The organism is Myroides pelagicus (assembly GCF_009711055.1).
GTDB classification, from domain to species: Bacteria; Bacteroidota; Bacteroidia; order Flavobacteriales; family Flavobacteriaceae; genus Flavobacterium; species Flavobacterium pelagicum.
Map to the genome: position 1 here is coordinate 1 of NZ_WMJY01000029.1, position 14,796 is coordinate 14,796.

Here is a 14,796-nt window from a genome sequence, read left to right on the forward strand (position 1 = left end):
CTGTAATAAATAGTACGGAATATTGAAAAGATACAGGCTAATATAATCTAGCAATTAAGATATTTATTCTTTGTGTGTTCCTATTTCTTTGGCGGAGATATACTGTATTGAATTTTCAAAATGTATTGATCAATTGATTTTAGTTGTTATGCTTTTTTCAATAATAATTTACTGACTAATTCATTTGTTTGTGTTTTCGTGTTAGGCCAGTGGTTTGTCTTGCATTGTATACTTAAGTAATTGTTCAAACGAGTGTGTGATTTCTACAGTTTAATTTTTCCTAAAACTAGGGTAACCTTTATGTTTTTAATTTACTTGTAATTCTTAGTTTTTGCATTACTTGACCTATTTAATTCTTACTCTGTGGTTTTAGTTTTGATGAGTTTAGAAATTAATGTCTTTTTAGGTATATTTTTTATTTTTCCGTGTACCTTTGCAACAATTATTTAAATACCGTTAAAGATGATATTTTTTAACTATGAAACTGATTTTCAATTGGTTAATGAGTCTAAGTATGAAGATTGGATTGAGGAAATAGTTACATCTGAAGGTTTAATACCTGGAGATATTAGCTATATTTTTTGCGATGATGCTTATTTGCATGAGATTAATGTAAAGTATTTAGATCATGATACTTTAACTGATATTATTAGTTTTGATTATTGTGAAGGGAAGGTTGTTTCTGGGGATATATTTTTATCTATTGAACGAGTACATGATAATGCTACCGATTTCGGTGTAGATTTCGATACAGAATTATTAAGAGTTATGTCGCATGGTGTTTTGCACTATTGTGGATATAAGGATAAATCTCCTGATGATGAGCGTATAATGCGTAGTAAAGAAGAAGAGAAAATGTCTATGTTCCACGTGGAACAATAGTATTTTTCTATTTATTTAATTTAATGTTTCACGTGGAACAATGAGTATATTTGCTGATAAATATGATGTAATAGTAGTAGGAGGAGGGCATGCTGGTTCTGAGGCTGCCGCTGCTGCTGCAAATATGGGATCTAAGACTTTATTGATAACAATGAGTCTTCAGAATATTGCCCAAATGTCTTGTAATCCTGCAATGGGTGGGATTGCTAAAGGACAAATTGTAAGAGAAATTGATGCGTTAGGTGGGTATTCAGGAATAGTATCTGATAAGACGGCTATCCAGTTTAAGATGTTGAATAAGTCTAAAGGTCCTGCGATGTGGTCGCCACGCGTTCAATCTGACCGTATGCGTTTTGCTGAGACATGGCGTTTAATGTTAGAAGCAACACCTAATCTAGATTTTTATCAAGATATGGTTCGATCCCTGATTATAAAAAATGACAAGATTGAAGGAGTTGTTACAAACTTAGGGTTAGAGATAAAAGCTAAGACTGTTGTACTTACTAATGGTACTTTTCTGAATGGACTAATTCATATTGGTGAGAAGCAATTCGGTGGAGGTAGAGCAGGTGAGAGTGCAGCATATGGAATTACTGAAGACTTAGTACGAGCTGGTTTTACGTCAGGGAGAATGAAAACAGGTACACCGCCAAGAGTTGATGGACGTTCTTTAGATTATAGTAAAATGGAAGTACAAGGAGGAGATATTAATCCTTCTAAATTTTCTTATTTAGATATTACACAACCTTTAGTTCAACAGAGAGATTGTTATATGACCTATACATCTCCTGAAGTTCATGATTTGTTAAGAGAAGGATTTGATCGATCACCGATGTTTACGGGGCGTATTAAAAGTATTGGTCCTCGTTATTGTCCTTCTATTGAAGATAAGATTAATCGTTTTGCTGATAAGGATAGACATCAAATTTTTGTTGAACCAGAAGGATGGAATACTTGCGAAATTTATGTCAATGGTTTCTCAACTTCCTTACCAGAGGAGGTTCAGTTTAAAGCTCTACGTTCAGTAGTTGGATTTGAAAATGCGAAGATTTTCAGACCGGGATATGCTATTGAATACGATTACTTTCCACCTACACAATTAAAGCATACCTTGGAAACAAAATTAGTAGATGGTTTGTTTTTTGCTGGGCAAATTAATGGTACTACTGGTTATGAAGAGGCAGCTGCTCAAGGATTAATGGCTGGTATGAATGCACATTTGAAAGTACATGATAAAGGTGAATTAATTCTTAGACGCGATGAAGCTTATATTGGTGTATTGATTGACGATTTGATTACGAAGGGTACGGAAGAACCTTATAGAATGTTTACTTCACGTGCAGAATATCGCACATTATTGCGTCAAGATAATGCTGATTTTAGGCTAACACCAAAGTCTTATGAGTTAGGTCTTGCCTCTGTTGAACGCCTAAAACGTATGGAGCATAAGCTATCTGCCTCTGAGAATTTTGTACAATTCTTTAAGGAAACTAGTGTGAAAAAAGAAGAGGCTAATCCTATCTTGGAAGAGAAAGGGTCTTCTCTAATGAATCAACCTGATAAGATGTTTAAGGTATTCTCTCGTCCTCAGATTGAGCTTAATGATATTCTTAGATTTGAAAAAGTAAAGGCTTACGTAGCTGAACACAATTTAGATCAAGAGATAATTGAGCAGGCAGAAATACAAGTAAAATACTCTGGTTATATTGAGAAGGAGAAGAATAATGCTGATAAATTAAGCCGCTTAGAAGATGTGAAAATTCCAACAAACTTTGACTATGATAAGATTGTTTCGCTTTCTTTTGAGTCTCGTGAGAAGCTTAAAAAGATTAAGCCTATAACGATATCTCAAGCTTCTCGTATTAGTGGTGTTACACCTACCGATATTTCTATATTATTAATTCATATGGGACGATAAAAAGGTCGTATTTGAAAATAAATAAAGGCTTGTTGTTCCACGTGGAACAACAAGCCTTTATTGTTTACATTACCTTTTTTATAGTGAGTATGTATTCCGTTTGCTTAAGGATTTGATAAGTATTTACTTTAGTTTAATTGTGATTTTCTAAAATCGTTTTGTTGTATTTTAGGTCATTTATTTAGGTAGTTAATCCATCTGTATAGTACTTTTTGATAAGTGCTTTTATTTGCATGGGTTTAGTTTTCGACTATGTTTTTATACATTCAAATTTGATTGTTTTACAGCTGAATTTTTAATAGGCTTTATCATTTAAAGAGTAGGAGAGTGCATTGTTTTATTTTTACTTTAAAGGTTATTCTCGATTTAAGTTGATTATATTTGTAAAGCTATTAAAACAATATTGATGAATATTAATGCTAAACATAAGTATCTAGAGGTAGATGATTTTTCTGTTTCCAAAGAAACATTCACTTTGTATTTAGATGACGAGTATCAATTATTAAAAACAGAACCTACCCCAAGTTTAGATGTATTAGATTCATATTACGAAAGTCCTAACTATATTTCTCATACTGATAGTAAGTCAACTTTCTTTGATAAAGTATATCAATCTGTCAAAATTCGAGCTATTCAGAATAAGTTTAGTATTATAGAGGAGATACAAAAAGTAAACGGTACTCTATTAGATATTGGCTGTGGTACTGGAGAGTTTTTAGTAGAAGGAAAAAATAGAGGTTGGGAGGTTATAGGTTTTGAACCGAATAAAAGAGCAAGAGAATTAAGTCTTTCAAAAGGAATAAATCTTGTTGATAATCTAGATGAAATAGATAGCCATTCTGTTGATGTAATTACAATGTGGCATGTATTAGAACATGTCGTAGATTTGGATACTCAACTAAAGCAATTGCAAAGAATATTGAAGAAGGGAGGTTTATTGATTATAGCTGTTCCTAACTTTAAATCTTATGATGCTAGTTATTATGGAAAGTATTGGGCTGCATATGATGTTCCAAGACATTTATGGCACTTTTCGCAGAAGTCTATTCCTATGCTTTTCCGTCCTTATTCTTTTGATCTGATTGGTACCCACCCAATGTTGTTTGATAGTTTTTATGTATCTTTATTATCGGAGCAGTATAAGACAGGACGTAAAAATTGGTTTAAAGCTTTTCGCGTAGGTCTAAAGTCTAATATAGAAGCAAGACAAACCTCAGAGTATTCTTCACTAATTTATATTTTAGAGAAAAAGCAATTTCTAGGATAATCAATTTTCAGTATCTCTGTTTAATATCGTCTTTATAATTTAGTGGAGCAAACAGTTATTTTAGTATAGACTGATAACTTACAGTCCTCTTAAAAAAGTGGTTGTGATGGATATTTATATGTTTACATCAATTTGCTGTATGAAATAGATATAGTATTATTTCCTTTTGTTTTAGCAATTGCTATTTCAAGGTTCTGTAATCTATACTATCCAATGTTTAAGGTTGCTTTTTTATAATTATGGCTTAAAAAGGAGGGTTAGGTTGACTGATATTATCTTTATTATTTTCCCTAGCTTTCTTGACCTATAGTTGCAGTATACGTGCACTTTCCTTGCCAAGGGATTGTCTCTGGGCTAGTATACTGCAGGAATACTGCCCCCATAGCACAAGCTTGGCAACAAATACTGTTATTTTGAAATCTCTATGTGCTAGCATAAATATTTTAGTTTTTAAAAGTTTTGATCTTTGTTTACTATCCTATTATAGGATGTAGTATAAAAGCATAAAGCATTTTGTAGAGCATTTTTAAAAAATAGGTATATGTTGTTTAGTTGATAAAATATTTACCATTTCCTTTAATTACATCAAATGAAGGCTGCTTATCGTTTTATATTTTCTTAATTGAAGTAGTTTGAATGTTTTTTTAAGTATAAAACTTATTTTAAGCTATTTTAAAGCGTTTTTAATATCAGTAGATATATTTATATATAATGTTTTGAGAAAATCGATTTAATAGCTTAAAAATCGATTGATTTTTATAAGTGTACTCTATAGTTTATTTTTTTTTAATAATTTTTATCTATAAGATTTTTATTTGCAGTTTAGTTAAAAGTTTTGTTACTTTTACGTCAGTTTAAAATAATTCGAAATGAAAAAAAGTTTATTGATCTTAGGCTTAGCAACAATGTTGTTTTCTTGTAATAATTCTACTTCAAATGAATTTAAGACTGGATATGTAGATTCAGCTAAATTGTTTAAAGATTATGAAGAGGTTAAAGATGTAGAGTCTAAACTGAAAATTAAAGCAGATGAGAAAGGTAAAGCTTTTGAAAGCGAAGTAGCAAGTTTCCAGAAGGAAGCTGAAAGTTTCCAACGCAACGCTGCACAAAAAGGACAAGCTTGGGCTCAACAAAAAGCTAAACAGTTACAGCAAAAAGAGCAAGAGCTTCAAATGAAACAAAACTCTTTGATGCAAGAGCTTCAAAAGCAACAACAGGAAGAAATGGATGTTGTTGTTAATAAAGTTAAAGAATACATCGCAGAGTATGCTAAGAAAAATAACTTAGATTACGTATATAATACTGATGATGCTTCTACTATTATTTATGGTAAGGAGGGATATGACTTAACAGATACAATTTTAAAAGAGTTAAATGCTAAGTATAAAGGAGTTTCAGCTGTAGCAAAAACAGATGAAGCACCTGTAAAAGAAGAAGCAAAACCTGCAGAGGGAGAGAAAAAGTAATTCTTTCACTTACAGATATATTATATTAAAAGAGGCCTTAGGTCTCTTTTTTGTTTTAATAGGTTTCAGGATAAAAGTTCTATTTTTTATTCAATTTATTGTAATTTCAACAAAAATTTGAGTTATGACTACTTTTTCTAAGGAAGCAAATTATGTATTGCAGTTTATCAATGGAACAAACCGCAGTATATTTTTGACTGGAAAAGCAGGAACGGGTAAAACAACCCTTTTGCGCGAGATAATCAAGACAACGCATAAGAACGCTGTAATAGTTGCCCCTACTGGTATAGCTGCTTTAAATGCTGGAGGAGTAACAATACATTCTTTTTTTCAATTGCCTTTTGGCACATTTGTACCAGATATTAAAACCCCACCTTTATTTACTGATTTAATTAAAGTAGAGAATAGAAGTACATTGAGAAGGCATCTTAAGATGCACAATTCTAAACGTGCTATTTTTAGGAGTATGGAGTTGTTAGTAATTGATGAAGTCAGTATGCTAAGAGCTGACGTGTTGGATGCAATGAATTATGTACTTCAATCTATACGTCGAAATCAACAACCTTTTGGAGGTGTACAAGTTTTGTTTATTGGAGATCTGTTACAATTACCACCAGTAGTAAAGAACGAGGAATGGGAAATTCTTAAGCGTTATTACGACGGTGTTTATTTTTTTCATTCAGAAGTGATTCGCAATACTCCACCTTTATATATTGAATTAGAAAAGATTTACAGACAATCAGACGATGATTTTATTTCTATTCTTAATTACTTGAGAAACAATAAGATTACCCAGCGTCAAGTAGAATTATTAAATACTTACCTGAATCCTTCATTTGATGTCATGAAGAATCCTGGATATATTACATTGACCACGCATAATGCTACTGCTGATAAGATTAACACTGATGCTTTGAAGTCTTTGAAAAGTAAAGAATTTACATATACAGCTGAGCTTGTAGGTGATTTTCCAGAGAAGATTTTTCCGATTGAATTCGATTTATTATTAAAAGAAGGAGCTCAGGTTATATTTATTAAGAATGATATATCTCCAGAAAAGCGATTCTTTAATGGAAAAATGGGGGTTGTTAAGAAGTTATCTTCTGCAGAGATTTTTATAGAGTTTGAAGATAAAACTGTAATAGAAGTAGAGCGTTATGAATGGCAGAATATTAAGTTTTCTATTGATGAGAATACCAAAGAAATCAAGGAAGATGTATTAGGAACATTTACTCAATACCCATTGAAGTTAGCTTGGGCTATTACGATTCACAAGAGTCAAGGACTTACATTTGACAAAGCTGTTTTAGATGTTTCACGGGTTTTTTTACCAGGACAAGCCTATGTAGCACTTTCTCGTCTTCGCTCTCTTGAAGGACTAGTTTTAACTAGCCCATTGCGTATGAATGGTCTATCAAATGATCACGACGTTATGTCTTATTCAGAGAATAAGGCCACTTTAGATACATTAGAAAGTCAGCTAATTGAGGATAATCGTTTGTATTTATGGCAGTTTTTAGTAAAGACTTATTCTTGGGCTGATTTAGTTACTTCCTGGCATACACACTTATATAGTTATGCAGGTGACACTGATCGAAGCAAAAAGTCTACCTATAAATCATGGGCACAGAAAATGATAAAGGAATTAGATGCTTTACTCATTCATTCAGAGAAGTTTGTACAGCAATTAAATGCCTTATTTATAGAGTATCCTTTTCGATTTGAATTTACAAAGGGGAGAGTTGAGAAGGCGTACAATTATTTTTTCCCTAAGCTTGATCACATTGTTTTTGAATTATTATTTACAATAGCACAAGTTAAAAGACAACGAAAGATGAAGTTGTATTATGAAGAATTAGCCGAATTGGAGGACGAAATACTTCATATTGTTATCAATATGAAGAAAGCACTTAGGATGTTAGAGATTGTAGATCAAGATAAGTTGATATGTAAGGCTAACCTAGACAGTGAAGATATCAGTTCATACAAGATTAATCACTTGGTTAATATAGCTAATTTAATACGAAATAGCTCATTAGAATTAGAAGAGGATATTGATTTAGACGATTATAGTTCATCGAAAGAAAAGCCAAAAGCAAAGGAAAAAAAGAAGCCTACATATTTAATTACATTAGACTTGTGGAAAGAGGGGAATGGTGTTGACGATATTGCAAGTATAAGGAAATTAACTAAAACTACTATCTATTCGCATTTAGGTAAGCTTATAAGTGACGAGTTGATCAGTATAGATGACGTTTTACCTTTAGAGCGAATCCGTGAATTAGAGGCACTATTTGAGAAATATGAAGGAAAGACTATTTCAGAAATTAAAGCTGAGATTAATGATAAATATTCATGGGAAGAATTAAAGCTATTTCAACGCTCACTTCCGTCTAATGCATAAGAATTAAAGGGATATTAACTTGTGATATCCCTTTTTATTTTTTGTGGATCAAACGAGTTAATTTGATGGAAAGATCAGTAAATATCATCTTTGCATTTCCATTTCGTTCGATATGATACATTGCATTAGAAAGTTCTTCTACTATTTCTTCAATATTATTTCCATTAACAAAAGGTGCAAATTTTTCTAATTTGAAATTATCTACTGTTGTTTGATAATAAACTAGATTAGGTGTTTGGTAATTAAGTAATAAAGCTTGTCTAAAGAGTTCGATACAAAACTCAATAAATTGTTTTTGTTGTTCTCTACCTAATGCAGCGAGCTCATCACTCCAAGTTATTAATTCTTGAATTACAGCTGCATTACCCTTCGCTCTAAAAGCAGCTCTAACCCATTGCACAAACCACTTTTCAAAAGGTAAGGCAGAGTCTTGGTTTTGAAAGAGTTGAATTGCTTTGTTTAAATTACCTTGTGCCTGTCTCGCAATGGTTATAGCTTGATTTGTTGTACAATTGTACTTAGCTATTAAAGCGTTTTCTATTTCTTTATCATTCAGAGCATTAAACTTTAATACTTGACATCTAGATAAAATGGTTTGCAGAATATTTTTTTCGTTTTCAGCGATTAGTAGAAACACAGTGCTCGCAGGTGGTTCTTCTAGAAGTTTTAGTAGTTTATTAGAAGCTTCGGTATTCAATTTGTCGGCCATCCAAATAATCATGATTTTATAGCCACCTTCGTATGATTTTAATGAGAGTTTTTTGATGACTTCAGTAGCTTCATCTACACCAATTTGACCTTGTTTATTTTGAATGTCAATAAAGTTATACCAATCAAATAAACTTCCATACGGCATTTCTTTAATGAATTTTTTCCATTGATCACTGAATAGATCACTCGTAGCGTGTCTTTTTACTCGCTCAGTTGTTGCAACTGGGTACACAAAGTGTAAATCGGGATGGGAAAGGTTGTTCACTTTTACATTACAGCTTTCATTTCCATTAGTATTTTCATTGCCTTTGTTATTGCATAATATATATTGTGCATAAGCAATAGCAAGTGGTAAGGTACCTACACCTTCACTACCTATAAACAATTGAGCATGAGGTATTCTACCTGTTGAAACACTTTGTATTAAGTGATTTTTTATATTATTTTGACCTATAATTTCTGAAAAAAGCATAGTACAAAGATAAATAAAATGCGATGCGGTAGTGTTTTATTTATTAGCTATGTTAAGTAGAACAGTTTGATTGAATTATATACTTTTCAATTTGTTTATAAAACTTTAGTTACAACTTTTAAATTGGTATAAAGTAGATTTTGTTTTAATAGAGTATTTTATTTTAAAGAAAATCATGAGAAGAGAGTAGTTTCTCTAGTTGATATTTTGATAATTTTCTAGTTGAGATTATTATAAAATCACTTATATGTGTTAAATTATTGTGTAGTTAATTATTAGCTATAGTGAAAAGTTTATTTATTTCATTATAAGTTCTTTATAATACTAATATCAGCTTATTAAATGCTAAAATGAATTATATTTGTGAAACAATAAAATAACAGGTTCAAATTATTAGATATGAAGACAATAAATGAGTTTAATTTTGATGGGAAAAGAGTTTTAATTCGCGTTGATTTCAACGTTCCTTTGGATGAAAACTTTAATGTAACAGATAGCAACCGAATAGAAGCAGCTAAGCCTACAATTGATAAAGTATGTGCTGATGGGGGTATTGCAATTTTAGTTTCTCACTTAGGTAGACCAAAAGGAGAAAGAAATAGTAAATACTCGTTAGAGCATATTGTAAGTAAAGCTAGTGAAATTTTAGGTAAGCCTGTTACGTTTGTACATGATTGTATTGGTGAATCTGTAAAAGACGCTGTGGCTAATGCTAAAAAAGGAGATATTATCTTATTAGAGAACTTACGCTTTTATGCGGAAGAAGAAAAGGGAGATGAAACATTTGCAAAAGATCTTGGATCAATAGCTGATTTTTATATTAATGACGCTTTTGGAACTGCACACCGTGCACATGCTTCTACGACTATTGTAGCTAAGTTTTTTCCTAATGATAAATGCTTCGGATATTTATTAGCGAAAGAGATCGAAAGCTTAGACAAAGTTTTACATAGTAAAGAAAAGCCTGTTACTGCTGTATTAGGCGGATCAAAGGTTTCTTCTAAGATTACTATTATTGAAAATATTTTAGATAAGATTGACCACATGGTCATAGGAGGAGGAATGGCGTTTACATTTATCAAAGCTTTAGGAGGCTCTATTGGTAATTCTCTTTGTGAAGATGACAAATTAGATTTAGCTTTAGATATACTTAAGCAAGCAAAAGAGAAGAATGTAACTGTGCACTTACCTTTAGATATTGTGGCAGCAGATGCTTTCTCGGCAGATGCAAATACACAGATAGTTAATGTAAATGAGATTCCAGATGGATGGCAAGGTTTAGATGCTGGACCTAAGACTTTAGAGAGCTTAAAGCCTGTTATCTTAGAATCTAAAATTATCTTATGGAATGGACCATTAGGTGTTTTTGAAATTGAAAAGTTTGCTAATGGAACAATTCAGTTAGGAGACTTTATTGCTGAAGCTACTAATAATGGAACTTTCTCCTTAGTGGGAGGTGGTGATTCTGTAGCAGCTGTTAAGCAGTTTGGTCTAGCAGATAAGATGAGTTATGTATCAACAGGAGGTGGTGCTATGTTAGAGATGTTAGAAGGTAGAGTATTACCAGGCGTAAAAGCTATTCAAGATTAATCAAACCGAATCCAGACTGTATAGTATTCTCACTATGTAGTCTGGATTTTTTATATAAAACCTTATTATGAAATACAGTGGATTTTTTATTCTTACTAGTTGTCTTATAAGTGCTATAGGCATGGCACAAACTAGTGAGAATACTAAGATGGTCGAAATTAAAAAAATTGAAGATCCTCGTGTATATCTCGATTCTATTAAGAATACTTTTGTCAGTTATGACGTTATTGATTCAATCGATTATCAATGGGTCAATAAGATGAATACACTTGATATATATGAAGACTTACAAAGTGATTTAGAAGAGATTGATCTAGAACAAGTTGATGATGAATACGATGGTTTAACTACGGATCTTTTAAAAGAACGCTTGCAAATACTTAATGAAAAGACACCTTTTAATGTGGTTTATAATGAAACACTAGAAAAGGTGATTAAGTCTTTTATTAAAAGGAGAAAACGTTCTTTTGAAAGGTTAATGGGAATATCGCAGTACTATTTTCCTATGTTTGAAGAAAGACTTTCTAAATACGATGTTCCTTTAGAGGTAAAATATTTATCGATTGTTGAATCGGCTCTTAACCCTAAGGCTCGTTCACGTGTTGGGGCTACTGGTTTATGGCAATTTATGTATGCTACAGGTAAGCAATATAATTTGGAAGTAAACTCTTTTGTTGATGAACGAATGGATCCCGTAAAATCATCTGATGCATCAGCTGAGTTTTTAGCAGATTTGTATCGTATGTATGGTGATTGGGAATTAGTTTTAGCTTCATACAATGCTGGTCCTGGAAATGTAAATAAGGCGATGCGTCGTTCAGGAGAATACGAAAACTATTGGAATATTCGTCATAATCTTCCTCGTGAAACGCAGAATTATTTACCTGCCTTTTATGCAACAATGTATATGTTTGAGTTTGCTGAGGAGCATGGAATGAAAGCAGCAGAGCCAGCTCCTGTTCAGTTATTTGAAACAGATACTATTTCTGTTCGTCAAACTATAACTTTTGCTCAATTAGCTGAATTATTAGATATGACTGAGGAAGAGATTGAGTTTTTAAACCCTACTTATAAGTTAAAAGTTATTCCTTATGTGAGTGATAAAGAACATTATGTTCGTTTACCAATAGAAAAAGTAGGTCTTTTTGCTTCGAATGAGGATAAGATTTATGCTTATGTAGATTTCTTAGATTCCAAAAAGGAAAAACCTGTTTATAGTATGGAGGAAATGTTGATTGAACAAAGTAATTATAACAATAAATATCACACGATTAAATCAGGTGAAAGCGTTGGTGTTATTGCTCAGAAATATGGCTTATCTGTTAGTCAATTGAAACGTATGAATAATATGCGAAGCAATATGATTTATCCAGGAAAGAAACTGATCGTTGGTAGGACTGTAGTAGCTCATGCGAGTTCAGGAAAAGGTTATTATACGGTGAAATCAGGTGATTCACTTTATTCAATTAGTAAAAAGTTACCTGGCGTATCTATTGCTAAGTTGTGCAGATTAAATAATATGGAAGAAGGCTCAATGCTTCACCCAGGTATGAAATTGAAAATTAAATAGATGAAGAAATATATCTTTCTCTTTCTTAGCTTATGCTTGCTTAGTTGTAAAGGTGGAGTAGGGGATAAAAAACTACCTACTTCATTTGGTAATTATAACAACGTTTTAGTTGTTATAGATGATAAGTTATGGATAGGTGAGACAGGAGATAGTATACGACATCATCTAGCTGCTTATATTGAAGATGTTGATCCCGTGGAGGCTCAGTTTACAATTAAACAATTTTCTCCTAAGTTATTTAATACTAGTTATAAGAAGTACAGAAATATTATTGTATTATCAGATAATCACAATAACTCTTCCTTTTCGCATGAAGTAAATAAGTTTGCTTCTCCTCAGAATTATTTTGTTCTGACTGCAAAGAATAAAGGTGATTTAATGGCTCTGTATTGTGACAATAGTGATTCGATCAACAAGTCTGTCCATCAAACTGAAATTGCTCATTATATTGATGAGTTACGCAAGGAACCTCTTCACAACAAAGAAATACTTTCACGTCCGTTTGATATTGAATTAGATCTACCTAAAAGTTATCGATTGATTGAACGCGATAATAACTTTATTTGGTTTAAGAAAGACATAGCCTCAGGTAGTAGCAGTATCTTAGTTTATTCAGTATCTATTGAGAGTATTCGTAGAGATAAGCAGTATTTATTGACAGATATTATAAGAGTCAAAGATTCCGTAAATGGGAAGTATATACAGTCTTCGGAAGATGGTTCTTATTTGTACACCTCGGAAGAGTACTCTCCTAACTATGAAGAAGTTTACTTAAACGGGATGTCTGGTGTAGTTTTTCGTGGAACATGGGATATGGTTAATAGTTTTATGACCGGTCCGTATCTTACCTTCGTCTTTAAAGATGAGGAATTAGATAAGTATGTATTTGTCGAAGGTCTAGTCTATAATCCATCAATGAATAAGCGGGTTATGCTTACAGAGATTGAAAGTATTATAAAAACCATCGTTTTTAAATAGGAAAAAATCGCATAGTAACTTATTACTATGCGATTTTTTCTTATTTAAAGGTTTAAATTAACTCTAATGTATAAATCAATCACTTTATAGTAAAGTATCTTTAAATAGCTTATAATTACTTCTAGTGAGTAGATTAGGGACTAATATAATCCTTGTTCTTCGTTATTCTAAGTATATTTCTTTGAGTATATTTTTATTTATGCCTAGTTGCTTTTCTAGATAATTATCCATTGATAGGTAATGATTTTTTATTGTCGAGAAGACATGATTTATAAATGCTTCTTTTACTGTCATTAACTCATAAAAGGTTTGGCTTTGCTTTTTATTTTGAAAACCAAAAGATGAAATAACCTTATCTAAGGTAGGGCCTACAGCTTGATTAGTTTTTAAATAGTCAGTATAGATAATGTCTAAATCAAAGTCTAGAGCTGATAAGAATAATATAGCAGCAAAGCCTGTTCTGTCTTTACCAGCGGTGCAGTTAAACAAAGTAGGGCTACCATTATTGGTTTGAAGTTTTTGAAAAAATAGTGTGTACTCCTTTTGATTTTCTAAAACTAATTGTTTGTAGATTTCAAATAGAAAGTCATTAGCCCCTTTTAGATTTCCGTCACGTACAATTTCTTCAATAGAGGCTGGAGTGATATTACCAGGAGTGATGGGTAAATGATAGGTTGTACGTATACTAGGAGGTAGGCGATGAGGCTGCATTTTTGTTTCTTCCGCACTTCGAAAGTCTATGACGGTCGATAAATTCAACGTATCTAGCAATTTGATATCTGCTGGAGTTAGTTCATTTAATTGACCAGACCGGAATATTATTTCCTTTTTTAGTGCTAAACGATCTTTGTTTACTAGCCCTCCTAAATCGCGAAAATTGCATTGACCATCAAGCTTTATTTCAGAGGTTATAAGGTTTGATTGAAGTTGTTTTTTCGTGTTTGACATTCTAATTCTGCTTTAGATAAAAATAATGTTTATTATTCATAAATGACAGCAGTATTTAAAATGTTTTATCACTTTATTTCGTTTCAATCTGATATTTAAACTTCTCGATCATCTGTTCCATTTTCTCGTTAATCTTTGCGTAGTCTAAACGATCCTTTGTTTGATAGAAAAACATTATAGCATAGGGTTGATCTATGACGTCTAGAAGCGCTTGTTTATTTAAGCGATAAGATTCTCGTAATAATCGTTTGTAGTAGTTGCGATCTACAGCTTTTTTGAAGTGTTTCTTTGATACTGATACTCCTATGCTTAAGGGTGTGTTGTCAGTTGATTTTATAGGGACATAAACCATGCGTAATGGATATTTACTCACAGATTTTCCGCTCATAAATAATTCATTAATGGTCGTATGGCTTTTTAATTTTTCCTTTTTAGGATATGTAAACATAGGTTGTAATTATCAAGACTACAAAGGTAATCAAAGAAAGTTAATAATAAGAGGTTCATGAACAGCTTCTGTTTTTGAATAGATATATCTCTATATTTTTTCATGAGTAACAGTGTTTATCATGAAAAAATCCCCAGTAAGT

General features: G+C 32.0%; 11 protein-coding genes. 8 read left to right on the forward strand and 3 right to left on the reverse strand.

Going from position 1 to position 14,796, the window contains the following annotated elements; translation table 11 throughout:
• The first annotated feature begins 462 nt into the window (after window positions 1-462).
• The 5 genes from ybeY to GJV77_RS11465 all read left to right on the forward strand — a co-directional run bounded on the left by ybeY (window position 463) and on the right by GJV77_RS11465 (window position 7,937).
• A complete protein-coding gene (gene ybeY, locus GJV77_RS11445) occupies window positions 463-882 on the forward strand; it encodes an rRNA maturation RNase YbeY (protein ID WP_155036496.1) in 420 nt (139 codons plus the stop codon).
• A 40-nt stretch (window positions 883-922) separates the two neighbouring features.
• Window positions 923-2,800, forward strand: coding sequence for a tRNA uridine-5-carboxymethylaminomethyl(34) synthesis enzyme MnmG (gene mnmG, locus GJV77_RS11450; protein ID WP_155036497.1), 1,878 nt, complete (start codon window positions 923-925; stop codon window positions 2,798-2,800).
• A gap of 406 nt (window positions 2,801-3,206) precedes the next feature.
• Entirely contained in the window at window positions 3,207-4,067 is an 861-nt protein-coding gene (locus tag GJV77_RS11455; RefSeq protein WP_155036498.1) for a class I SAM-dependent methyltransferase, read from the forward strand.
• Window positions 4,068-4,936: 869 nt separating this feature from the next.
• Window positions 4,937-5,533, forward strand: coding sequence for an OmpH family outer membrane protein (locus GJV77_RS11460; protein WP_155036499.1), 597 nt, complete (start codon window positions 4,937-4,939; stop codon window positions 5,531-5,533).
• Between the two features lie 124 nt (window positions 5,534-5,657).
• Window positions 5,658-7,937 carry a helix-turn-helix domain-containing protein gene (locus GJV77_RS11465; protein ID WP_155036500.1) on the forward strand — a complete coding sequence of 760 codons (2,280 nt, stop codon included), beginning with the start codon at window positions 5,658-5,660 and terminating at the stop codon, window positions 7,935-7,937.
• Between the two features lie 34 nt (window positions 7,938-7,971).
• Here the strand turns inward: GJV77_RS11465 and GJV77_RS11470 are convergent, their stop codons facing one another.
• Window positions 7,972-9,120: a DNA polymerase III subunit gene (locus GJV77_RS11470; RefSeq protein ID WP_155036501.1), complete on the reverse strand. Its 1,149-nt coding sequence runs from the start codon at window positions 9,118-9,120 to the stop codon at window positions 7,972-7,974.
• A 399-nt stretch (window positions 9,121-9,519) separates the two neighbouring features.
• Here GJV77_RS11470 and GJV77_RS11475 point away from each other — a divergent pair, with 399 nt between their 5' ends.
• The 3 genes from GJV77_RS11475 (at window position 9,520) to GJV77_RS11485 (ending at window position 13,258) form a co-directional block, all read left to right on the forward strand.
• On the forward strand, window positions 9,520-10,710 hold the full coding sequence (locus GJV77_RS11475; RefSeq protein WP_155036502.1) for a phosphoglycerate kinase: 1,191 nt from the start codon (window positions 9,520-9,522) through the stop codon (window positions 10,708-10,710).
• Window positions 10,711-10,777: 67 nt separating this feature from the next.
• Complete coding sequence (locus GJV77_RS11480) at window positions 10,778-12,280, forward strand: lytic transglycosylase domain-containing protein (protein ID WP_155036503.1); 1,503 nt, start codon at window positions 10,778-10,780, stop codon at window positions 12,278-12,280.
• Window positions 12,281-13,258, forward strand: coding sequence for a DUF4837 family protein (locus GJV77_RS11485; protein WP_155036504.1), 978 nt, complete (start codon window positions 12,281-12,283; stop codon window positions 13,256-13,258).
• Window positions 13,259-13,420: 162 nt separating this feature from the next.
• Here the strand turns inward: GJV77_RS11485 and GJV77_RS11490 are convergent, their stop codons facing one another.
• Window positions 13,421-14,206 carry a tyrosine-protein phosphatase gene (locus GJV77_RS11490; RefSeq protein WP_155036505.1) on the reverse strand — a complete coding sequence of 262 codons (786 nt, stop codon included), beginning with the start codon at window positions 14,204-14,206 and terminating at the stop codon, window positions 13,421-13,423.
• 73 nt (window positions 14,207-14,279) lie between these two features.
• Window positions 14,280-14,654 carry a ribonuclease P protein component gene (gene rnpA / locus GJV77_RS11495; protein ID WP_155036506.1) on the reverse strand — a complete coding sequence of 125 codons (375 nt, stop codon included), beginning with the start codon at window positions 14,652-14,654 and terminating at the stop codon, window positions 14,280-14,282.
• Window positions 14,655-14,796 lie beyond the last annotated feature (142 nt).